This window comes from bacterium (assembly GCA_026708055.1).
Lineage (GTDB): Bacteria > Actinomycetota > Acidimicrobiia > Acidimicrobiales > CATQHL01 > VXNF01.
The window spans coordinates 1-22,629 of the sequence record JAPOVS010000015.1 but is presented as its reverse complement, the minus strand read 5'-3'; the positions used below and the strand labels follow the sequence as shown (position 1 = coordinate 22,629).

Below are 22,629 nucleotides of genomic sequence, written 5' to 3'. Positions count from 1 at the left end.
CCGCGCAGGCGTGGCTCCTCGACGCCGACGACCTCCACGACGCCCACCGAACCGCCGAACACCGAGCCGACAGCGAGACCGCCGCCCGGCGCGCCGCCGAACACCGAGCCGACAGCGAGACCGCCGCCCGGCGCGCCGCCGAGCGCCGAGCCGCAGCAGCCGAGGCGGAACTCGCGGCCCAACGCCGCCGGCTCGGCCCCCCGACCGCCTGAGCGCGCCGGGCGACCGCCCGCCCCCGCGGCGGAACCGCTCCCCGCTCAAATCCGAAGAGCCACCAATCGGCGATCCTGCGCTCGGCTACTTCGACCTTCCGACATAGGCAGACGGCCACATCGCGGCGTGGTCGTGCATATTCCGGTCTGTTCCAGCCCGGCGTACTGGCCGAGCCGCCAATTCTCGGGAGTTGCCGCGTAGGTGGCGCCTCATGGGGCGAGGTCGGTGATCGGGACCACGGAGACGCCGTCGGGGCGGTCGTAGGCGTAGCCGACTGCCGTGACGACGACCAACCGAGACGGCTCTCCGATCCGGCGGTCGTCGATCCGCTCCCGCAGCTTCAGCAACGCCTCCGCGCCTGCTTCGACGAGTGTCTCGCCGCCGAGCTTGACTTCGACGGCGATCCAGGCTCCGTCGCGGCGTCGCAGCACGGCATCGACCTCCAGGCCGCTGTCGTCCCTGTAGTAGGAGATCGGGCGACACCCGCACGCTTCGGCGTAGATCCGCAGGTCGCGCACCACCAGCGTTTCGAAGAGCATCCCCAGGGACCGGGTGTCCCCGGCGAAGCGGGCGGGGCCGGCCTCGAGGGCGGCGACCATGAGCGCCGGGTCGGCCAGATAGCGCTTCACCGGCCTGCGCTGCGGGGTCCTGCTCCGCAGGTGCGGCGTCCACGCCGGGGATTCCTCGACGACGAACAGACGCTGAAGGGCGTCGAGGTAGGCGCCGACGGTTCTCCCGTCCATGGGGTGCTCGGGATCGATGTCGCGCCCGAGACTCCTCTTCGAGATGCCCGTTCCGGCATTGCGGCCTAGCGACGCCAGCAGGCGCGACACGCCCCCCGGATCTCGTCTGCGGCCATCGAGCCTCGGCACGTCGGTACGCACGACCTCTGTGAGATAGCTCCGCATGTAGCGTTGCGCCGCGTCCGGGGCGAGTCCGACGACCGGTGGCCAGCCGCCCCGGCAGGCGAGCGTCACGATGTCGTCGAGATCGCGTCCAGAACGTGCGAAGCCCACCTCGGCGCCGTCGAGCAGCGCCGCCACTGATACCCGACCGGCTGAGTCGCCGGATTCGTACAGCGACATCGGCCGCAGGCGAACGCGGCTGACGCGGCCGGCACCGGAGTGGCGGGTCTCCTCGTCGGGCGGGCGGGCCGATCCGGTGAGCAGGAACTGCCCCATCCGCCCACGTTCGTCGCACACATGTCGCATGGTGTTCCAGATGTGCGGTGCCGACTGCCACTCGTCCAGAAGGCGCGGTGTCGTGCCTTCGAGGACTCCGCGGGGATTGATCTCGGAGACCTGTCGTGTGTCGGGATCGTCGAGTTGGGCTTGCGAGCGGGCGAAACGCCGACCCAGCCAGGTCTTGCCGCAGCCGCGGGGGCCTTCGATGAGGACCGCCGGAGTGGCCTGCAGGCAGGCCTCGACGTTGCCTTCGGTGGTCCGTGGTCGGTATCCGTCCGGGGTCAGCAGCATCCGTTCGTCCCTCTCCGGCTCCAGTGTATCGTTTCCGACGACTCGAATGCATCGATTTAGACAATTCTGATGTAATAATACCGACCAATCCAATGTATTGATATCGAGCGGTCTGAGTCATCAGCTCCAGGACGTCCAGCGCGTCATCGTGGTGGGGGAGAGCGGGGTCGACGCCCGTGTAGCGGGTGCGCGGCCGGTGGATGGCCCGCACGAGGGGCGTGCCGGACGGTCCCGCGCCGGCGGTGATTGTGTCGGTGGTACGTGGGCTCCGGCCGGTGCTCTGTGGTTGGCCGCGGAACCGGTGCCGGTCTCGGTCGGAGGCCACCTATCCCAGGACGTTGACCGGGGCGGTGGCGTCGAGGGGGCGGTTGCGGCTGAAGGTGCCCAGGTCGATGGGCAGACCGCGGTGGGGGCCCTCGACCACCAGGGGGTCGGCGTCGTGGTCGTGGCCGGCCTCGACCGCCAGGATCAGCTCGGCCATGCAGTGGGCGGCGATGGCGGCGTTCTTGAACTGGTTGCCGCTGGTGCCGATCGCCACGTAGAAGCCGTCCAGGTCGGTGCGGTCGTAGATCGGCAGCCAGTCCTCGGTGACGTCGTAGACGCCGACGACGCCCCGCTGCTCGTGCGGTAGGCGGAGGTTCCTGATGCGCCGGGCGCCCCGCAGCACGTGGGTCTCGAACTCGCTGCGGGTGAGGGTCAGCGAGGCGGCGTCGGGATCCTCCACCCATCCGAGTTCGTCGCAGGCCGCCTCGACGCTGCCGATCAGGATGTTGTCAGGGCGCTCGGGGCGCAGGTAGAAGCCGCAGTCGAGGTCGCCCATGACGCAGCCGGCGTCGTCGAAGTCCAGCGCCTCGGGTCCGGGCACCACGTAGACCTCGCGGCGCATCGGGCGGGTGGAGATCGCGGCGGCGCCCTCCAGGCCCGCCATGCGGTTGATGTGGGACGAGTGCGGGCCTGCCACGTTCACGACGACGGGGGCGCGCAGCTCGGTGCCGTCGTCGAGCGCCACGCCCGCCACCCGGTCGTCCTCCCGCAGCACGCCGACGACGGTCCTCCCGTAGAGGAACGCCGCGCCGAGCGACGCCGCCGCGTCCGCCAGGTTGCGGGCCGCCAGCATGGGATCGGTCACGTATCCGCCCTCGGGCATCCAGATGGCGCCGTCGATGTGCTCGTCCGGATCCGCCCAGAAGCGCTCGTCGTCCATCCGGGCGGGCGGGCCGAACTTGCGGGCGTCGAGGTACGGGAACCGGCGTTCCAGTTCGCGCCGGTCCAAATCCTGGTACGGCACACTGAGGGCGTCGAAGTGCTCGACCGCCCGCTCGTGGTTGGCACCCGGGGCCTTGAACACCAGCATCCCGCACTGCACGAACTCCGGCACCGGTGCCCCGGTGGGCGCGGCGACGTGCTCCCGCCACCGCAACCAGTAGCCCAACCCCTCGACGGCCATGGCCACCCCGGCCCGGGTGGAGTAGTTGAAGCGAACGACGGCGCTGGAGGAGCTGGTGGATCCCTGGCCGGCGCCCGGCAGCCGCTCCACGCTCACCGTCGCCAGACCCCGCCGAGCCAACGCGAACGCAACACCGGCGCCGATCACCCCGGCGCCGATGATCACGGCGTCAGCGTCGTGAGCCGTCATCGGAGAGTCCGTTCAGCGTTGCCGCATAACAACGTGCGCGGCGCATCGCCACTCACCTCACGAGCTTGGCGGTCGAGCCGGGAGGACTCGACGCGCCGAGTTCTGGCCTCGGCGCACGAATCGTACGGCGCAGCCGAGCTGAGCCATGAGTCGGATTCGGGCTGACTCCGGGATCGTGCCCGTCGAACTGCCGTCGGCAGGTGCGCGCTGTGTCACAGTCCCTCGGCATTCTGCGTTCGTACAGGACCGCAGGCTAAGTTACAAACGTGTAGTGAGGCGGCATGGAGCAGTTGCAACTCGTGAACGATGTGGAACAGGAATACGAGCAGTCGGGGACGAGGCATCGTCTGGTTCTCGGCGACGCGCGCCGGATGGCCGAGGTCACCGACGACTCGGTGGCGCTAGTCGTCACGTCCCCGCCGTACTGGACCCTGAAGAAGTACCCCGACCATCCCGACCAGTTGGGCGACGTTCTCGACTTCGAGTTGTTCGGCAAGGAGTTGGCCCGCGCTTGGGATGAGTGCTTCCGGGTCCTCGTGCCCGGCGGGCGTCTCTGCGTCAACGTCGGCGACGTGACCCTGTCGCGCCGCCGCCACGGGCGGCACCGCGTCTTGCCGCTGCACGCCAACATCCTCATCCACGCGCAGGAGTGCGGGTTCGACGCGTTGACGCCGATCTTCTGGCACAAGCGCACGAACCTCACCACGGAGATCGCCGGCGACACCTACTTCCTCGGCAAGCCCTACGAGCCCAACGGGATCATCAAGAGCGAGATCGAGTACATACTGCTGCTGCGCAAACCGGGTGCCTACCGCAAGCCCACGATGCGTCAGCGCGAACAGTCGCGTATCGCGAAGGAGGACTATCACGCCTGGTACCGGGCTGTGTGGGACGACTTCGGCGGCGCTTCCTCGCCGGGCCACCCGGCACCGTTCCCCCTGGAGCTGCCCAACCGTCTGATCCGGATGTTCTCCTTCGTCGGCGACACCGTGCTGGACCCGTTCGTCGGCTCGGGCACGACGTGCCTGGCGGCGGCGAAGGCGGGGCGCGACTCCGTTGGCTACGACGTCGAGGAGTCGTACCTTGACCTAGCCGAGCGCCGGCTGCGCCGAGCCAATCTGAGCCCGGAACCCGCCGTCGAGCGGATCGCAGACGGCGAGTCCGGGTAGCTCTGCTGGCCAACCCATGGTGGCACCGCGAGCCTTCGTCGAGCACCTCCGGACAGCGGGGTACCACCCGAGGTCGAACAAGCACTCCAACGCTCTGAGCGAGGCGATCGTTGCAGACCTCATCGAGAACTGCCCCAGGATCGCGGAGCAGGCGGCGGACGGGCGCCTTGTCTACGCCCTGAACTTCGATCTGATCTACGGGCAGTCCCAATGGAACGTCGACCTCGTGCTCGGAGCACCGCCGCCGGGCACGGAGCCGCCGGAGCGCTCGCTGATTCGACGGGCGTATCCGGCGACCGTCCACTTGGCGGTGGAGTTGAAGAGCGTGATGACCGAACACCGCAAGGCGGTGAAGAATCGGAAGAGAGACTTCGAGGCGCATCACGACCATGTGCATCGCTACGCCAGTGGATCGATTGCCGGGGCGTTGATGGTCATCAACGCCGCCCCGACCTTCAAGTCCCCTCTGAAGGGGGACGTGACGGCGCACAAGGACCCGCTCGGATTGGCCGAGCATTGCATCCGCGAGATGCGCAACATCAGCTTGCGCGCCGGCCCGAGCAACCACGGCTTGGACGCGGCAGCGGTCCTCGTCGTGCGCATGGACAACACGAACCTGCCGGAGACCGACTACGTCCTGGACCCGCCTGCGCCGGCGGTCGGGGATCCTCTCCACTACGACGCGTTCGTTCAGCGGCTCTGCGCCGCCTACACCGAGCGGTTCTGACCGCGGGGGCTGCGGGGGCTGTCGGAGGGGGTCTCTACAGTTGCGGGCGTGAACGCCACGGCGAGGTTGACGGGACTTCGGGGCCGGTGTCGCGGCGGCGGGGGTGCGCTCGCCCCCGACCTCGGCCAGGTGATCGTCTACCTGCCCCGGCGCATCACCAGTGGCCGGGGCGTCTGCTGGCTGGCCCCGCCGACGTCGCCGAACTGTCGGCCATTGCAGAGCTCGGCGGGGAGGACTGGGCCGCTAATGCCGTGCGGAGGTCGCTTCGGCGGATGGGTGCCCCATAGCGGGCCGGATCGAGAGAACGGAGTCAGGCCCACCAAGAAGCTCTCGACGGTTACCCACCCACCACACGAGGCTGGCGAGATGCTGATGCCGCACGCCGAGCGAATCCCCCTGCTTTACGAAACCCCGACAGCTCCTTCGTCGTGGTCGTCTACAAGACCCATGACTCCGACGGGCCCCCGACCTGCGCTACAAGCCCGGCTACCGGCTGCGGATCGCCGCTTGCGCGCTCATGGCGGAATAGGCCACCGACCGGGCGGTCTCGCGCTCCGTCTTCGTTTTCCTAGGCCCCGACAGCGCCCACGAGGTGCCGGTAGACGATCTTAGGGGTGCCGTTGCCCAGGTTCGCCGGACTCTGGCCAATGGCTACGCTGGCGAGGGGAGTTCGCCAGCCATGCTGGCCTCAGATACTCTGCGCGGCGGCGATTCGCAAGGAAATGGCAGGTGGCTCGGTGATGCAGCAGTCCGTTCCCACGCAGCGCGAACTGATCTGGCCCACCGTCAAGGCACTCCGCCAACTGGGCGGCTCCGGGCACATCGCGGAGATCTCCGACGAGGTGGTGGATATCGCGGACCTAACCGAGGAACAGCAGGCGCAACCCCACACGGGTAGTTCGCAGTCCGAACTCGACTACCGACTCGCATGGGTTCGCACGATGCTGAAACGCTCCGGCATCGTCGCCAACTCCTCGCGCGGGGTCTGGTCCCTGACCGAGCAGGGAGCGGGATTCGCGGAACAACAGGTCGATGATGTGTACAACGCGTACCGGGCATACGTGACAGATTTGCGGAAGCAGCGCGACGCGCCGGGAGGGAGAGGAGAATCGCAGCCCGGTATCGAGGCCGATGGCACCGACTCTGCGGAACGAGTTGACCCCGTCGGAAGCTGGAAAGACGAACTCCTCGGCCAACTGAAGGGCATGGCACCCGATGCCTTCGAACGGCTGACGCAAAGATTGCTCCGCGAGGCTGGCTTCCGAAATGTCAAGGTCTTGGGGCGCTCCGGCGATGGGGGCATCGACGGCGTGGGTGTCTACCGCGTCTCGCTCGTCTCGTTCCCTACGTACTTCCAATGCAAGCGGTACCAGGGAGCCGTGCCCCCGAAGGAGGTGCGCGACTTCCGGGGTGCTCTTGCCGGACGTGGGGATAAGGGTCTGCTGATCACCACCGGGACGTTCACCTCGAGTGCCAAGGAGGAGGCCAACCGTGACGGTGCTCCGCCCGTCGACCTCGTCGATGGCGAGGAACTCTGCGATCTATTGAAGCAGTACGACCTGGGTGTGACGACCCGGACCATCGAGGAGTCGAGGGTGGTGGCGGACTTTTTCGAGCAGATCTAGCTCACTGTCGGGCACCACGGCGCTCTGGACGACACAATCTGGAGTCCGGCAGATCGCTTGCTGCGCGAACTCGCCCTCCGCTCCCGCGCCTCGAGAGCGCTTGTGTGCTGTACAAGGTACATGCGTCTACACATAGCTCTTGATAACGAGTTGGTCGCCGAAGTCGACCGGCGCGTTGGCCCCGGCGGCGGAGCGCCTTCATCACCGACCTGGTTCGTCGTGAGATCGAGGACGACAGGAGTTGGGAGGACATCACGTCTGCTCTCGGGACGCTGGCGGACACCGGGCACGAATGGGGCGACGACCCTGCTGCCTGGGTGCGCGAGCAGCGGCGGGGCGTCGTCGCCGATCGGGCTGAGCGCCGACCAGCGGCCATGGCGCGGCTGGTTCTGGACTCGACGGTACTCATCGACGCGCAGCGAGGCGGTAGCGCCGCGGCGGGCGCCGCCGGACTCCGTCGGGCGGGGATCGAGCCGTGGGTGTGCGTCATCTCTGCGGAGGAGATCTGGCGGGGTCTGCGGTCCAGCGAGGAGCTGGTGGCCCGCCGACTGTTCCGAGGACTCCGGCTTGCGCCGCTCGGTGTGGCAGAGGGAGTCCGGGCAGGGGACTGGCGACGGGAGTTCGCCCGGCAAGGCGTCACGCTGCATCAGTCGGGCTGCCTGATCGCGTCGGCTGCTGTGGGCGTCAACGCGAGTCTGGCCACCGCCAACACGGCGGTCTTGCCGATGGAGGAACTGACCGTGGAGGACTGGCCTGCGGGCGGGCGACCCGAGCCCATACACCCGGAACCCGCCGTCGAGCGGATCGCAGACGGCGAGTCCGGAGAAGCTCTCTCGAGCAGCTTTTGGCGTTGAAGTAGCGCCATTGGCGCTAGTATGGCGTTATAGTTGCGTTGTGCCCACGATTCAGGTGAAAGACGTGCCCGAGGATGTCCATCGGGTTCTGCGCACTCGGGCGGCCGACGCCGGCCAGTCGCTGCAGCGGTTCATGCTCGATGTGCTTGCACGCGAGGCGCGGCGGACGACGATCGTCGAACTCCTGGCCCGGCGGCGGATCGATTCTCTGCACCACCCGGCGCACCGCGACCTCGACTCCGAAGAGATCGTCGCGCTGATCCGGGACGACCGCGAGTCGCGTTGATCGTCGTCGATGCCGGCGTCGTGTTCACGCTCGTGGCGGGCGCGGAGGCGGCGGCGCGCGACGTTGCGCTCCGCGTCGGAAACGAGCAGATGCTGGCCCCGCAGTTGGTCGACCTCGAGGTGGTGTCCGTGCTCAGGCGGCTGGTCCACCACAGCGACTTCCCGCCATCGCTGGCCGCCGCGAGCGTCCGCCATCTTGCGGAGTTGGACGTCACTCGTGTGGCTCATGCTCCGCTGCTGGAGCGCTGCTGGGAACTGCGCGACAACCTGACGCCCTACGACGCCGCCTACGTGGCCGTAGCCGAGATGGTCGGCGCACCGCTGCTGACCACCGACCGGCGACTCGCCGGGGCACCGGGATCCCGCTGTCTCATCGAGGTCCTGAACTAGCGTGCCTCGCGCCGGCCGAGGGAACTCGACCTGAGCCATCGAGCGGGTGCACGAAGCCCTTGGCGGGAGAGACCAGACCAGTCCTGCCAGCGCATACCGGGGCTGTCGCAGGGGGTCCCTACAGTTGCGGGCGTGAACGCCACGGCGAGGTTGACAGGACTTCGGTGCCGGGTGTCGGGGCAGCGGCGGGCGGCCCCCGGCGAGCGCTCTCGGACCGGCGCCGCGGCACGGCATTCTTGAGGGCGCATGAGTATCCACGTCCTGTCGACGCCCTACGGGCCACCGGCGACCGCCCTGCTGGGTGAACGCATCGCGGAGCTGAAGGGCGGCGACCCGCTGAGGATGGTCACCGTCATTGTGCCGACCAACATTGCTGGCATCGGTGCTCGCCGAGCGTTGGGTGCCCGGCAGGGGAGCCTCATCTCGGTGGACTTCCTGAAGCTCCTCGACGTGGCGGGGCGGCTGGCTCGCTGGCGGCTCACAGAGGACGGCGGGCGGCCCATGTCCGGACCCGTGCTGGCCGCGGCGGTCCGGGAGGTGCTGGACGCCGAACCGGGGATCTTTCGGGCGGTGTCCCGTCATCCCGCTACCGAGCAGGCGTTGGTGCGGTCGTACGGCGAGTTGAGAGACTTGTCGGAGGCGGCCCTCGAGGTGCTGGCCGAGCAGAGCCGCAGGGCGAGCGAGGTGGTCAGAATTCACCGCCGGGCGCGAGAACTCCTGCGTCGCCGCTGGATCGACGAGTTCGACCTCATCGACGCCGCCGTCGAAGCCCTGGCGACGGGGGCGGGGGCGCGCTCGGCCGCCGACCTCGGTCCGGTGGTCGTCTACCTGCCGCAGCGCATCACCAACTCCCAGGGCCGTCTGCTTGCCGGCCTCGCCAGCGTCGCCGAACTGTCGGTCATCGCGGGGCTGAGCGGGGATGACCGGGCCGATGAGGTCGTGCGGGGGTCGCTTCGGCGAATGGGCGCCCCGTCGCCGCCGCGAGTCTCGCCGACGGCGGCCTCGGGCAGTCGGTTGGTCAGTGCCAGCGATGCGGACGAGGAGGTCCGTGCCGCGGTCCGGCGAGTCGTGAACGCGGCCCGCGGCGGGATTCCCCTGGCCCGAATGGCCATCCTCTACGGCTCCCGGCAGCCTTACGCCGGTCTCGTGCAGGAGCATCTGCGTTCGGCCGGCGTCGAGTTCAACGGTCCCAGTAGCCACAGCGCGGCCGGATCGGTGGTCGGGCGGGGTCTGCTGAGTCTGCTCGACCTCAACGGCCGCGGGTTCCGGCGCAGCGACGTGTTCGGGCTCTTGGCCGCGGTCTCGGCAGGCGGGACCGCCGGGGGTGCTCGCAGCGTCGCCGCCTGGGAGCGTGTCGCGCGCCGGGCCGGCGTCGTTCGAGGCGCCGAGCAGTGGAGCGAGCGGTTGGGGCGGTTCGCGTCCGAGCAGCGAGAGGCGGCCGAAGCTCAGCGAGCCGACCCGGAGGGGCTCGAGTGGCGGGCCGAGCGCCTCGAACGGGAGGCCGACGACGCCGATGAGTTGGCGGCATTCGTCGCGGCGCTCGTCGCAGACCTGCTCCCTGAAGATTCCCGGGCGTCCTGGCAGCACTTCTGCGACTGGGCTCGCAAGCTGATCGAGACCTACATCGGCGACGAGCGGTCCAGGGAGGATTGGCCGCAGGTCGAGCAGGATGCGGCCGACGCCGTGCTGGACGTGCTCAACCACCTGCCCGCTCTTGACGAGATCGACTCCCGACCGAGCGCGGGTGTCTTCCGGTCCACCGTCGCGCAGGAGTTGAGCGCGGCCGCGGGCCGCATCGGACGGGTCGGGCGAGGGGTGCTGACAGGCCCGATCGGCTACTCGCTGGGAATGGATCTGGACATGGTGATCATCCTGGGTCTGGCCGAGGGCGTCTTCCCGAACCAGCCACTGGACGATCCTCTGATCCCGGATCGTGAACGCGAGTCAACAGGAGGCGAACTTGCCTTGCGCCCGGATCGGCAGGAGCAGCAGCACCTCGACCTGCTGGCGACATTGGCCTCCGCCGAGACCGCTGTGCTCGTCTTCGCTAGGGGGGACATGGGCAGCGGAGCCGAACGGCATCCATCCCGCTGGTGGCTGGACGCTGCTGGCGAGTCGGCGGGTCGCCCGGTCGCCTCCGGCGAGTTGCAGTCTCTGGCGGCGGATTGGCTGGAGTTCGTTCCCTCGTTCGCGGGCGGTACCGCCGGAACCGAGTTCCCGGCGACCGCACAGGAGTTCCGCCTTCAAGATCTCGATCTCTGCGGTGGGCGCGCCGGCGAACTGCCGAATCACCCGCTGCTTGCCGACGACCCCGTCCTGGCCCGAGGCGCGGAGTTGAGTCGGGCCCGGGCCTCGGAGGAGTTCACCCGCTTCGACGGGAACCTGGCTGGCGTTCCATCCTCCTCGCCGCCCGCCGCAGCGGTCTCGGCGACCTCGCTGGAGACTTGGGCGAAGTGCCCGCTCCGCTACTTCCTCCGCCACATCCTGCACGTCGAGCCGCAGGAGCAGGCCGAGCAGCTGCTGGAGATATCCGCGGTGGAGAAGGGGGCCCTGGTTCACCGCATCCTTGAGCGGTTCCTGGTGGGAGAGCTAGGCGACGGCGCCGTACCCTCGCCCCAGGTGCCTTGGAGCCCCGCACAGCGAGACCGGTTGATGGCGATCGCCGCCGAGCAGTGCCGGCAGGCCGAGGCTCAGGGGGTGACCGGCAAGCCGGCTTACTGGTTCCACGACCGGAATCAGATCCTGGTCGACCTGCGCCGTTTCTTGGACGACGACGACCGGCGTCGCAAAGAACTCGGCGCCACGCCGATCGCCGGTGAGTTCTCCTTCGGCATGCCGACAGACGAGGCCGGCCCGCTGCCGGTCCGGCTAGCCAGCGGCGAAGAGGTCCTGCTCCGCGGCCGGATCGACCGGGTGGATCGCACGTCGCGGGGCGGCTTGATCGTGGTGGATTACAAGACCGGAAAGGTCACTGCGGATATCCGGAAGCTCCCCAAGGGCTCCGGCGCGGCTCACAATCATCCCGAGGACGTAGAGGTCGACTTCGTTCAACGGGGCACCCTGCTTCAGCTACCCGTCTACGGCCGAGCCGCGCAGGCGACCCAGCACCGCGGTCGCGGCCCGGTGAACGCCTACTACTGGTTCGTCTCGGCTGACGACGGCTCAGAGGTTCGGGGATTCCAGGTGACCGAGGCCGTGCAGCGCCGATTCGACGAGGTGGTCGCGACGATCGTCGGGGGCATCGAGACCGGCGTGTTCTGCGACCGCCCTGAACCGGGGGACGGTCGGTACAGCACATGGTGCGACTACTGCAACGCCGACCGGCTCGGGACGAACGACCGGCGCCGCGAGTGGGAGCGCAAGCGCGGCCGCCCCGAGTTGGGGCCGTATCGAGACCTAGCCGAGCCCAACGACGACGCTGGGGCCGAGGCATGACCACGCTGGACGACGTGGCGCGCGACGAGGCCGCCCGGGATGCCGTCAGCGGGAACCTGGTCGAGACGATGTTCGTCGAGGCGGGCGCCGGATCGGGCAAGACCACGTCTCTGGTGCAGCGGGTGCTGTCGCTGCTGGACGACGGCACAGAGATGGAGAACATCGCCGCTATCACTTTCACCGACAAGGCCGCCTCGGAGTTGCGCAATCGCATACGCCGGGTCGTGCAGGACCGGCTCAGCGCCGCGGAGACAGCCAACGACGGCGACAAGGCGCAGCACTACCGCGCGGCCTTGGAGCAACTGGATGGGGCGGCCGTCACGACGCTGCACGGCTTCGCCCTGCGCATCCTCTCCCTGCACGCCATCGAGGCCGGGCTGCCCCCCCGCGTGGAGGTCAGCCCGGTGGAGGAGTTCGAGGACCGCTGGGATGAGATCCGCGACAGCCTGCTGGATGGTCCCGACCATTGGAAGACGGTTGTGATCTCCAGGAGTCTCGGTATCAAGGCATCCGCGCTCCGCGACCTGACAGAGGCCTTCGAGGCCAACTGGGACTTGGTGGAGGAGAGAGTCCTCGACGATGCGCCGTTGGCCCTGCCGGATCTCAGGCACCTCGTTGTCGAGTATCGGGGGGCGGCCCGCCTGGCGGAATACTGCCGGAACGACGACGACGCGATGTGCGAGCGACTCCGGCGCATCGGCGAGGTGGGCGGCCGCTTGGGGGAGGCAGCCCCCGACGGGTACGACTTCATCCGCTTGCTGTTCGGGCCGCAGCCGAGCTTCAAGGTCGGCAACGTCGGCCGGAGCGCCAGCTGGCCCGACTCACCCTCGCTGGGGGATGTGCGGGAGGCGGTGGTCAAGCTCGGGGATTCGGTCGATCACGCCAAGGCGCGGGTGGTCACCGCGGTGGTCGAACACCTCTCCAGGATCCTGGCCGGTGCCGTCGTGAAGGCCGCCGAGGACCGCAGGCGGAGAGGCGTGCTGGAGTTCCACGACCTGCTGGTGCTGGCGCGGCGCCTGCTACGCGATCCCGAGCACGGCGCCGGTGTGCGGGCCGCGCTGGCAGCCCGCTACCGGAGACTGCTCCTTGACGAGTTCCAGGACACCGACCCGATCCAGATGGACATCGCCGAACTGATCGCCACCGCGGGGCCGGCGGACGGCTCCGTGCGGACCGGATCGGAGACTGGGCGCGGCCACTTGTTTTTCGTGGGCGACGCCAAGCAGTCGATCTACCGGTTCCGCAGGGCCGATGTGGCCCTGTTCATGCAGGTCCAGCAGACCGCTTCCTACGAGCGGGTGTCGCTCACGCGGAACTTCCGGTCTGTGCGGCCCGTGCTGGGTTGGATCAACGAACTGTTCGACGGGTTCATGGTGACGAAGGGTTGGAACGGCCTCGACATCCAGCCCGACTACAAGCCGCTGACGCCGGTCCGGGCCGATCCTTCCGAGGGACCCCCGGTGATCGTGCTCGGGGCCGAGGAGCATCCCGCTCAGTCGGTCACGACCGGCGAGATGCGGGAGATCGAGGGGGCCGAGGTGGCCGATGCCATCCTGACCGCCGTCAACCGGCGCTGGTCCGTGGACGACGGCGACGGCGGCTGGCGACCGGCCCGTTTCGAGGACGTCTGCGTGCTGTTGCCCACCCGCACCTCGCTGCCGCAACTGGAGCAGGCCCTCAGTGACGCCGAGATTCCCTACCGGATCGAGGCCGGCTCGCTCGTCTGGGCCTCCCGAGAGATCAGGGACCTGATGGCCGTCGTCCGGGCTCTGGCCGATCCGACCGACGAGGCAGCGCTGGTCAACGCCCTGCGGTCGCCGGCCTTCGGCTGCGGCGACGACGACCTTTGTAGGTTCAAGGTCGCCCACGGCGGTCGTTGGGACTACCTGAGTCCCCTGCCTGCGGGGCTGCCGACGGCCCATCCGGTCGGCGAGGCGATGGAATGGCTGAGCGGGATGCACACTCGTTGCCGCTGGCTGAGCTCGAGTGAAGCCATCCGGGAGATCGTGCGCGAGCGGCGCCTGATGGAGTTGGGCTACTTCGGCCCGCGCCGCGCCCGTGACGTGTCGCGGAGCCTCCGACTGGTGATTGAGCAGGCCCGGTTGTTCGGCGAGAGCGAACAGGCACGCCTCTCGGGCAGGACCGCCGGCGGCCTGCGGGGTTTCGTGGCCTGGGTGGACCGGAAGATCAGCAGGCTGGACCGAGAGCCCGAGGACGTTCTTTCCGAGACCGACGACGATGCGGTCCGGATCACGACGATCCACGGGGCGAAGGGCAGGGAGTTCCCCATCGTCATCCTCTCGGGAACCAACGTTGCGTCACCTCAGTCCCGGGTCGGGGTGGTCTGGCCGTCCGACGGGGGTTACGGAGTCAGGCTCACCAAGAAGCTGTCGACGGCTACCTACGTAGAGCACGAGGCGGGCGAGAAGCTGATGGCGCACGCCGAGCGGATCCGCCTGCTGTACGTCGCCCTTACCCGCGCCCGGGACCACCTCGTCGTGTCGGTTCATCGCCTCAGCAGGTCCGAGTCGTCCAAGGCCGATCCGTCCCTCGCCGAGATGGTGGTCGAGAACGCGGCCGCGCTTCCTGCTGCCGGTCTCGGGATCGAGCGGCGCCAGGCGCCGCCTCCGCGGTCTTCGTCTCCGCGCTCGCTGGACGGCTGGCGGATCGAACGGGACACCGCCCTGCGCGAGGCCGGGCGCCCGTTGACCCTGGCGGCATCGGAAATCGACCGCTTGGACGGCGGAGCCGCGCCCGACGGCGGAGCCGAGTTGGACGCGCAACGCGCGGGGCTGGACAAGGACGGCACTCCTGATGGCGGAGAACGTCCGGTGTGGCGGACGGGTCGCTACGGCACCGCCTTTGGGCGGGCGGTCCATGGCGCGCTGCAGACCGTTGAGTTCGACCCCGATGAGGGCGGTCCCCGTGGCAGTGACCCCGCCGTCCGGCCGCAGGATCGTTGGAACGCCGAACTGCGACGGACTGCCCGGCACCAGGCTGGTGCCGAGGGCATCTCCTCCCGTGCTGTTGACGTGGAGCAACGGGTACGAAGCGCCCTGAGTTCCGAGGTGGTCGGGGAGGCCGCCCGATCACGCCACTGGCGCGAGTTGTACGCCGCCGCGGAGGTAGAGGGCCGCCTCCTAGAGGGGTTCATCGACCTGCTGTACGAGACGCCCGACGGCTCCTTCGTGATTGTCGACTACAAGACCCACGACTCCGACGAGCCCCCCGATCTGCGCGACGAGCCCGGCTACCGGCTGCAGATCGCCGCCTACGCGCTCATGGTGGAAGAGGCCACCGGCCGGGCGGTCTCGCGCTGCGTGTTCGTCTTCCTAGGCCCCGACAGCGCCCACGAGGTGCAGGTGGACGACCTCCCCGAGGCCATCGAAGACGTCCGCCGAGTCCTCGCCGACGGGGAGCCCCGCGACCATCCGACACGCCCAGAGATCAAGAGCGACAGGCGCTGGGACGACATCACCTCCGCGCTCGGTGCGTTGCCTGACACGGGGCACGAATGGGACGACGATCCTGCCGGCTGGGTACGCGAACAGCGGCGAGGCAACACGCCCCGATCCGAGTGAGCGGGAGCCGGCAGGCATGGCACGGCCTGCGGTTCGACCCGGACGCGGGCGGTGCCCAGCCGGGGGCCAGGGCGACTGTAATCCTGCGGTGCCGCTTGGCGAACGTGAACTCGGTGCAACCGTCGGGTTCTCCGGCTCGGTCGGCTCAGTCGCCCGGGGCGGTGTCGGTCCAGAGGCGGTCGATCGGCAGTGCGATGATGCGCTCGTCGTCGGCGAAGCGGATGCAGTGGCTGCCCGTGTAGAGGACGGTGCCCACGGTGAATCGCTTGCCGAGCCGGTCGCGGAGCATCCGCAGACCGCGCCGGTCGCGCGGGTGGACCCTGGACCCGGCCTTGATCTCGATGCCGACGACCGAGCCGGTTAGCCCGTCCTCGATGACGAGGTCGACCTCAGCCCCGTCATGCGTGCGCCAGTGCCCGAGGTGCGGGCGGTGCTCCATCCACGACGCCTGCTTGAGCACTTCGCCGACGACGAACGTCTCGATCAGGTGCCCGAATTGCTGCAACGAGGTGGTGTCCAGTCCGCCGAGCCTGTCGGGCGTGAGACGCAGCAAGCGGGCAGCCAAACCGGAATCCACTAGGTGGAGCTTCGGGCGGGCTGCGGTGGCGGCGCGCAGCGTCTTACCCCAGGCCGGCAGCAGTCGCACGAGGAACACGCTCTCGAGTAGGTCGACGTAGTCGGAGGCGGTGCTCGCGGGCAGACTCTCCTCAGCGCCCGCCCGCGACACGTTGAGGACCTGCGCCGTCTGGGCCGCGAGCCGTAAGAGCAGGGGAGCGAGCGCACTCGGGCGGCGTACGCGGCCCGAGTCGAGCAGGTCGCGTTGCAGGCACAGGGCCACGTAGTCGTCGAACCAGCGGTGGCGTGCTGCCTCGCTGCGGGTGAGTGCCATTGGAAACCCGCCTCGGGCGATACGGGTGGCGTACTGCGGGCGCGTGGTGGCGGAGGGCTCGGGCGTCAATGTGGCTGCGGGGTCGGAGAGCAGCGTCTCGACCAGATGCTCGCGCCGGGAGTCGATCTCACCCTGGGAGAACGGTTGGATCTCGATGCGATGCAGTCGACCTGTCAGGGATTGCGAGGCGAGAGGCAGCGAATCGAAGCGCGTGGATCCGGTGATGACGAATCTGCCCGGCGAACCGTCGCGGTTCAGTTCGGCCTTGATCGCTGCCAGCAGGTCGGGGACGTGTTGGTACTCGTCGATGAACACCGGCGCGTGCCCGGAGGTGAACAAGGCGGGATCGTTCGCCACGGCCGCACGAACCGCGAGGTCGTCCAGATCGATCACCGGACGTTCGTGTTGTGTCGCCAGCGCTCGGAGCAGTGTCGACTTCCCGACCGAGCGCGGCCCTTGCAGCAACACCACCGGGGACTCTGCCATTCGCTGCCGCACGATCTCGTTGAGTCGGCGCTCGATCAGTCCGGTCATCAGCGTCCCCCGTGAAACTCACACAGATTCTACCGTGAAACTCAGATCACGTCTACCGTGAAACTCATGTGATATCTGTCGTGAATTACAACACCTGACTACCGTGATTCTCACGACTAATCCGCCGTGATTCTCGGGGCAGTGTCGCTGTGCGCCCCGCAGTGGTGGCCTGCCAGCTCCCCGCTTCCGTCCGCTGCCGGCGGACGCTCGGCGCTCCTGTCCCGGTCGGTGCCGCTCAGCCGGCGGCCAGGGCTGCTTTCATGCGGCGGCGCTGTTCGATGAGGATGAACTCGGTGTAGCCGTTGGGCTGGTCGAGGCCCTCCATCACCAGCGCCACGGCGGCCTGGTAGGGGATGCTGGCGGCCAGGTCGGCGCACATCGGCTGGTAGTCGGGGTCGTCGGCGTTCTGGGCGTCCACCACAGCGGCCATGCGCTCCATGGTGGCATGCACCTGCTCGGCGCTCAGCAGGCCGTGGTGCAGCCAGTTGGCGATGTGCTGGGACGAGATCCGCAGCGTGGCCCGGTCCTCCATGAGCGCCACGTCGTTGATGTCAGGAACCTTCGAGCAGCCGACCCCCTGGCCGACCCAGCGGCTGACGTAGCCCAGGATGCCCTGCGCGTTGTTCTCCAACTCGCTCGCCAGCTCGGCGGGCGTCAGTTCTCGCCCCGGCGGGAGCGTGGCGAACTGCAGCATGTCCAGCGCCCGGGCAGGGGTACGCTCGGCCAGGGTGCGCTGGCGGGCGGCCACGTCGGTCTCCAGGTAGTGCAGGGCGTGCAAGGTGGCGGCCACCGGCGACGGGACCCAGGCGGTGGAGGCGCCCGAGAGCGGATGGCCGGACTTCTCGGCCAGCATGGCCGCCATGTCGTCGGGCCGGGTCCACATGCCCTTGCCGATCTGGCCGCGGCCCACGAGGCCCGCCGCTAGGCCCACGTCGACGTTGACGTCCTCGTAGGTGGTGAGCCACGTGGCCGTCTTGATCTCCGCCTTGGGGATCATCGGCCCCGCCTCCATCGAGGTGTGGATGTCGTCGCCCGTGCGGTCCAGGAAGCCGGTGTTGATGAACATCACCCGCTCGGAGGCGGCGGCGATGCAGGCGGCGAGGTTCAGCGACGTGCGGCGCTCCTCGTCCATGATGCCCATCTTCAGGGTGTTGCGATCCAGGCCGAGGATGTCCTCGACGCGGCTGAACAACTCGCTCGCCAAGGCCACCTCGTCGGGCCCGTGCATCTTCGGTTTGACGATGTAGATGGAGCCGGAGGCGCTGTTGCGGTGCGGGCCGGTGCCCGCCAGGTCGTGCATGGCGCACCAGGCACAGATGGCGGCGTCGAGCAGCGTCTCGATGGTCGGGGTGCCGTCGAGGCGCACCACGTCGGTCTCGATGTGCGGACCGATGTTGCGCACCAGCATGACACTGCGGCGCCGTAGTGTCATGGGGTTGCCGTCGGCGTCCAAATAGGGGGAGTCGGCCCGCAGCGCGCGGGTCATCTCCCGGCCGCCCTTGCTGAAGGTGGCCGACAGGTCGCTCCTCATGAGGCCCAGCCAGTTGCCGTACGCCAGGACCTTGTCGGCGGCGTCCACGGTCGCCACGGAGTCCTCGAGGTCCATGATCGTGGTGAGGGCCGCCTCGAGGTGGATGTCCGCAACGCCGGCGCGGTCGACGGCGCCGACGGGATGGTCGCGGTCGATGAGGATCTCGATGCCGAGCCCGTTGCGGCGCAGCAGCACCGACTCGGGGTCGCCGGGTTCGCCGGTGTAGCCGGCCAACTCCGCACCCGCCGCCAGTCCGGCGTTGCTCCCGTCAGCCAGTTCGACCGCAAGGGAGCCATCGGCCACCCGGTAGGCGGTGGCGTCGGCGTGCGAACCGGTCGTCAGCGGGACGTGACGATCCAGCAACTCCCGGGCGTGGGCGATCACCTGGTCGCCCCGGACGGGGTTGTACGGGCCGTCGCGGGTGGCGCCGTCGTCCTCGGGGATCACGTCGGTGCCGTAGAGGGCGTCGTACAGGCTCCCCCAGCGGGCGTTGGCGGCGTTCAGGGCGTACCGGGCGTTGTCGACGGGCACGACGAGTTGGGGCCCCGCCACTTCGGCGATCTCGGGGTCGACATTGGCGGTCGTCACCCGCACCGTCTCCGGCTCGGGTGCCAGGTAGCCGATCGACCGCAGAAAGGCCTCGTACTCGCCGGGGTCGTGGGGTCGGCCGCGCCGCTCGGTGTGCCACTGGTCGATCTGCGCCTGCAGGTCGTCCCGGGTCGCCAGCAGCGCCCGGGCACGCGGCTCCAGGTCGGCCAGCAGGATCTCCAGGGCGGCCCAGAACCGGTCGGGCTCGACCCCGGTGCCGGGCGCCAGTTCGGTGCGGACGAATTCATCGAGCGCAGCCGCCACCTGCAGGCGGCCGATGGTGACGTGTCGGTTCTCTGCCATGCCCTCACGTTAGGGGCCACTGCAGCCGCTCCCGCGGGCCGGCACCGCCGCCGGGATCTGCGAGGGTCGGCCGCGCCCGGAGCAGCGAGCGGACCCGGAGGCAATCCACACTGAGCGTGGAATTCTCTGAAATAGAAATTAGCAGCAAAGTTATCCTCCCTAGAGACGAGTTAGTGCCGCAGACTCACCAAGTTGAGGAAACTTGTCTCATAAAGTGCGGGACCGTGAAGTCGCTGTCTCGCGAAGCCACGATCGCAGAGACCGATTGAGGAGGTGTCGGCCAGTGGGTGTCCTGTCGCCAGAGACCATCGGCGAGACCGCCCCGGAGGCGGACATCGCCCAGCAGGTTCCGGGAGTCGCCGGCGCCGGTGACCCCGACGGCGCGCGGCAGCGGTTCGACGCCGAGGTGGAGGCCACCCGCCGCTGGATGGCGTCGCCGCGCTTCGCCGGCCTGCGGCGCCTGTACTCGGCGCGCCAGGTGGTCCAGCAGCGGGGGTCGATCAGCCAGGACCACACCGTCGCCCGGGTTGCGGCCGAGCGGTTCGGAACCCTGCTGCGGCGGCTCTTCTCCGAGCGCCGCAGCATCACCACCTTCGGGCCGTACTCGCCGGGTCAGGCCGTCGCCATGAAGCGGGCCGGCATCGAGGGCATCTACCTCGGCGGCTGGGCCACGTCGGCCAAGGGTTCGCTGCACGAGGATCCCGGCCCCGACCTTGCCGGCTATCCGCTCAGCTCGGTGCCCGACGAGGCCGCCGGCATCGTGCGCGCCCTGCTGACCGCCGACCGCAACCAGAGCTTCGCCAGGTCCCGGATGAGTGCCGCCGAACGGGCGGAGGCTCCCGAGGTGGACTACTCGCCGTTCATCATCGCCGACGCCGACACGGGCCACGGCGGCGACCCGCACGTCCGGAACCTCATCCGGCGTTTCGTGGAGGTCGGCGTGCCGGGCTACCACATCGAGGACCAGCGTCCGGGCCAGAAGAAGTGCGGTCACCAGGGCGGCAAGGTGCTGGTGGGATGCGACGAGCAGATCAGGCGTCTCAACGCGGCCCGATTCCAACTGGACGTGATGGGCGTGGAGGGCATCATCGTGGCGCGCACCGACGCCGAGGCCGCCACCCTGCTTGACAGCGCCGCCGATGAGCGCGACCAGCCCTTCGTGCTGGGCGTGAGGGGGCGCAACCTGCCCTCCTACAAGGCGGCGTACCTGGCGGTGCTGCGGCGCCTCACCGACGCCGGGGTGGAGGGCGCCAACGGTCACCTGCTGTACGCCCTGCCGGAGGCGAAGTACACCGAGGCCGACACCTGGTTGGAGGCAAGCGGCGTGGCCGACGCCATCGCCGCGGCGCTGGCGGCCAGCCCCACCGCACCCGGGCGGGTCGCCGAGGAGGTCACCGACGCCTTCGTGGAGGCCTGGCAGGCCGCCGCGGGGCTCTGCACCTACGCCGACGCCGTGGCCGAGCACATCGCCTCCCGGTCCGCCGAGGGCGCCGACGTGGGCATCGGCGCCGGCGAGTGGCTGCACTTCGCCCGCAGGAGCGGGTTCGAATGCGCCCGGGAGCGGGCGGCCGAAGCGGGCATCGACGTCTACTGGGACGCCGAGGGGGCCCGCACCCCCGAGGGCTACTACCAGGTGCAGGGAGGCATTCCCTATGCCGTCGCCAAGTCGCTGGCGGTGGCGCCGTTCGCCGACGTGCTGTGGATGGAGACCAAGACGGCCCACCTGGGCGACGCCCGGGAGTTCGCCGAGGCTGTCCACGCCACCCACCCCGACAAGATGCTGGCCTACAACCTGTCGCCGTCGTTCAACTGGGACACCACCGGCATGAGCGATGCCGAGATGCGGGAATTCCCAACGAAGCTTGGCGAGCTGGGCTTCGTGTTCAACTTCATCACCTACGGCGGCCACCAGATCGACGGCATGGCCGGCGAGGAGTTCGCCGCCTCCCTGAACGAGGAGGGCATGCTGGCGCTCGCCAAGCTGCAGCGCCGCCTGCGCCTGGTGGACTCGCCCTACCGCACCCCGCAGACGCTGGTCGGCGGTCCCCGGGCCGACGCCGCGCTCATGGCCTGCTCGGGCCGCACCGCCACCACCCGGGCGATGGGCAAGGGCTCGACGCAGTTCCAGCACCTGGCGCAGACCGAGGTGCCCACGCGCACCCTGGAGGAGTGGCTGGAGCAGTGGGCCGGCCATCACGGGCTGCGGGTGCGGCCGCGGGTGCGGCTGCGGCCCTGGAAGGCCGGCTCGGAGATCCTGGAACTGACGGTCGCCGGCGGCGGGGGGCAGCCCGGCAACGGCGCGGGCCGGCCGCTCGCCAACATCGTCTTCGCGGTGCTGCGCGACCGCCGGGACCGGCCGATCCTGTCGGTGCGCGACCAGAACACGCTGGAGCCGGCGATGCGGCGCAAGCGGCTCATGACCCTGGTGCACCTGTTCCTGATGCTGCGCTACGAGGTCACCTCGGTGCACTACCTCACGCCCACCGACGACAACCGCAGCCAGACGGCCAGCATGCACCGCCAGGGCCTGTTCGCCTCGGTGGCCGACGAGGTGGGCGAGATCATCGTGGCCGACGTGGACGCGGACGTGGTGGCCGCGCTGACCGCCGAGCCCGAGGCGCTGGAGGAGTTCATCGCCCGCCCGTGAGCTCCCGCCCGCACTGCGGTGCCGTCAGTCGTCATTCCGGCGTAGGCCGGAATCCAGGGCGCGGCGGTCCGGGCCCCGCCCAGCGCACACTGCGGTGCTCATTCGGCCCGCCCACCTCGGGCCGTAGAGCGCCGCGCGCGGGCTGCGAGCACGGGGCGTCCGCCGCCCGCAGTTCGCCCGGGCGGGGGACGGTGAGCGCCGTCGGTGGTTGGGACTGATCGGACGTGACGGCCGCTTTGAAGCAGACGCGGCCAGCCGTTGGAGGTGCCCACCACGGCGCCGCGCCACGGTTCCGCGAGGCGATGGCGACGGCGATTCGCGCGCGGGAAGTTGGAGGTGTCCAGCACGGCGCCGCGCCACGGTTCGGCCGCGCCCGGAGGTGATCGGCGCCAAGGCCGGGCGGCCCGACCGCGCATTGCGGGGGCGGTGGAAGGCGACGGCTGCTGGCGGGTCGCGGCGCACCGTCGCCGGTTCGGCGGGCCGCCCGCGGCGGGCTCCAGTCCCTACGCGGCCGGTCTAACGAGGCTGAGGTCGCCCCAGCATTCGACTCCTCCGTCGGCGCGCACACCACAAGAACTAGCGCCGCCGGCGCTGATGGCGGTGAAGTGGCCGCCGGGCGCGTCGGTTGCACCGGTGGGTCCTCTAAGCCAGTCGGTGTTGCTGCCCCAGCAGGTGACGGCGCCGTCGGCGTCGAGTGCGCAGGTGTGGAGGCTGCCGGCGGTGATGGCGGTGTAGGTCCCGTCGGGC

At 69.5% G+C, this 22,629-nt stretch carries 15 protein-coding genes; 10 read left to right on the top strand and 5 right to left on the bottom strand.

The genetic code is table 11. The features are described from left to right. Positions 1–212, top strand: a 212-nt coding sequence (locus OXG55_01280; GenBank protein ID MCY4101888.1) for a hypothetical protein, incomplete at its 5' end; no start/stop codon positions are given. A 210-nt stretch (positions 213–422) separates the two neighbouring features. Here the strand turns inward: OXG55_01280 and OXG55_01275 are convergent. After that, positions 423–1,688, bottom strand: coding sequence for a DUF4143 domain-containing protein (locus tag OXG55_01275; GenBank protein ID MCY4101887.1), 1,266 nt, complete (start codon positions 1,686–1,688; stop codon positions 423–425). A 325-nt stretch (positions 1,689–2,013) separates the two neighbouring features. Beyond that, positions 2,014–3,324, bottom strand: a complete 1,311-nt coding sequence (locus OXG55_01270) for an FAD-binding oxidoreductase (GenBank protein ID MCY4101886.1) — start codon at positions 3,322–3,324, stop codon at positions 2,014–2,016. A 281-nt stretch (positions 3,325–3,605) separates the two neighbouring features. Between OXG55_01270 and OXG55_01265 the strand changes: the two genes are divergently transcribed. The 8 genes from OXG55_01265 (at position 3,606) to OXG55_01230 (ending at position 15,390) form a co-directional block, all read left to right on the top strand. Further along, a complete protein-coding gene (locus OXG55_01265; GenBank protein MCY4101885.1) occupies positions 3,606–4,493 on the top strand; it encodes a site-specific DNA-methyltransferase in 888 nt (295 codons plus the stop codon). A gap of 16 nt (positions 4,494–4,509) precedes the next feature. Continuing rightward, positions 4,510–5,220 (top strand): hypothetical protein, encoded by a 711-nt coding sequence (locus tag OXG55_01260; GenBank protein ID MCY4101884.1) that lies wholly within the window; start codon positions 4,510–4,512, stop codon positions 5,218–5,220. 647 nt (positions 5,221–5,867) lie between these two features. Next, positions 5,868–6,845, top strand: coding sequence for a restriction endonuclease (locus OXG55_01255; protein ID MCY4101883.1), 978 nt, complete (start codon positions 5,868–5,870; stop codon positions 6,843–6,845). 374 nt (positions 6,846–7,219) lie between these two features. Then, complete coding sequence (locus OXG55_01250; protein MCY4101882.1) at positions 7,220–7,699, top strand: hypothetical protein; 480 nt, start codon at positions 7,220–7,222, stop codon at positions 7,697–7,699. 40 nt (positions 7,700–7,739) lie between these two features. After that, the gene (locus OXG55_01245) at positions 7,740–7,985 is read left to right on the top strand and encodes a hypothetical protein (protein MCY4101881.1); all 246 of its coding nucleotides are present in this window, start codon (positions 7,740–7,742) and stop codon (positions 7,983–7,985) included. Further along, positions 7,982–8,374 (top strand): type II toxin-antitoxin system VapC family toxin, encoded by a 393-nt coding sequence (locus OXG55_01240; GenBank protein MCY4101880.1) that lies wholly within the window; start codon positions 7,982–7,984, stop codon positions 8,372–8,374. The genes OXG55_01245 and OXG55_01240 overlap by 4 nt, the downstream gene beginning before the upstream one ends. A gap of 246 nt (positions 8,375–8,620) precedes the next feature. Next, positions 8,621–11,809, top strand: a complete 3,189-nt coding sequence (locus OXG55_01235; GenBank protein MCY4101879.1) for a PD-(D/E)XK nuclease family protein — start codon at positions 8,621–8,623, stop codon at positions 11,807–11,809. Continuing rightward, positions 11,806–15,390, top strand: a complete 3,585-nt coding sequence (locus OXG55_01230) for a UvrD-helicase domain-containing protein (GenBank protein MCY4101878.1) — start codon at positions 11,806–11,808, stop codon at positions 15,388–15,390. Before OXG55_01235 ends, OXG55_01230 begins: the two co-directional genes overlap by 4 nt. 145 nt (positions 15,391–15,535) lie before the next feature. On the opposite strand, the gene OXG55_01225 is transcribed toward OXG55_01230, so the two are convergent. Together OXG55_01225 and OXG55_01220 are read right to left on the bottom strand one after the other, a co-directional pair. Then, on the bottom strand, positions 15,536–16,813 hold the full coding sequence (locus OXG55_01225; protein MCY4101877.1) for an ATP-binding protein: 1,278 nt from the start codon (positions 16,811–16,813) through the stop codon (positions 15,536–15,538). A gap of 235 nt (positions 16,814–17,048) precedes the next feature. After that, on the bottom strand, positions 17,049–19,235 hold the full coding sequence (locus tag OXG55_01220) for a malate synthase G (protein ID MCY4101876.1): 2,187 nt from the start codon (positions 19,233–19,235) through the stop codon (positions 17,049–17,051). 334 nt (positions 19,236–19,569) lie between these two features. On the opposite strand from OXG55_01220, the gene OXG55_01215 reads away from it, so the two are divergent. Next, positions 19,570–21,882, top strand: coding sequence for an isocitrate lyase family protein (locus OXG55_01215; GenBank protein ID MCY4101875.1), 2,313 nt, complete (start codon positions 19,570–19,572; stop codon positions 21,880–21,882). A 503-nt stretch (positions 21,883–22,385) separates the two neighbouring features. On the opposite strand, the gene OXG55_01210 is transcribed toward OXG55_01215, so the two are convergent. After that, positions 22,386–22,629: RCC1 domain-containing protein (locus OXG55_01210; protein MCY4101874.1), on the bottom strand; the 244-nt coding region annotated here is incomplete at its 5' end.

Coding starts and splice junctions, on each gene's coding strand:
- OXG55_01270 (MCY4101886.1), bottom strand. CDS start 3,324: ATGACGGCTCACGACGCTGACGCCGTGATCATCGGCGCCGGGGTGATC.
- OXG55_01260 (MCY4101884.1), top strand. CDS start 4,510: ATGGTGGCACCGCGAGCCTTCGTCGAGCACCTCCGGACAGCGGGGTAC.
- OXG55_01235 (MCY4101879.1), top strand. CDS start 8,621: ATGAGTATCCACGTCCTGTCGACGCCCTACGGGCCACCGGCGACCGCC.
- OXG55_01265 (MCY4101885.1), top strand. CDS start 3,606: ATGGAGCAGTTGCAACTCGTGAACGATGTGGAACAGGAATACGAGCAG.
- OXG55_01230 (MCY4101878.1), top strand. CDS start 11,806: ATGACCACGCTGGACGACGTGGCGCGCGACGAGGCCGCCCGGGATGCC.
- OXG55_01255 (MCY4101883.1), top strand. CDS start 5,868: ATGGCTACGCTGGCGAGGGGAGTTCGCCAGCCATGCTGGCCTCAGATA.
- OXG55_01275 (MCY4101887.1), bottom strand. CDS start 1,688: ATGCTGCTGACCCCGGACGGATACCGACCACGGACCACCGAAGGCAAC.
- OXG55_01220 (MCY4101876.1), bottom strand. CDS start 19,235: ATGGCAGAGAACCGACACGTCACCATCGGCCGCCTGCAGGTGGCGGCT.
- OXG55_01250 (MCY4101882.1), top strand. CDS start 7,220: ATGGCGCGGCTGGTTCTGGACTCGACGGTACTCATCGACGCGCAGCGA.
- OXG55_01225 (MCY4101877.1), bottom strand. CDS start 16,813: ATGACCGGACTGATCGAGCGCCGACTCAACGAGATCGTGCGGCAGCGA.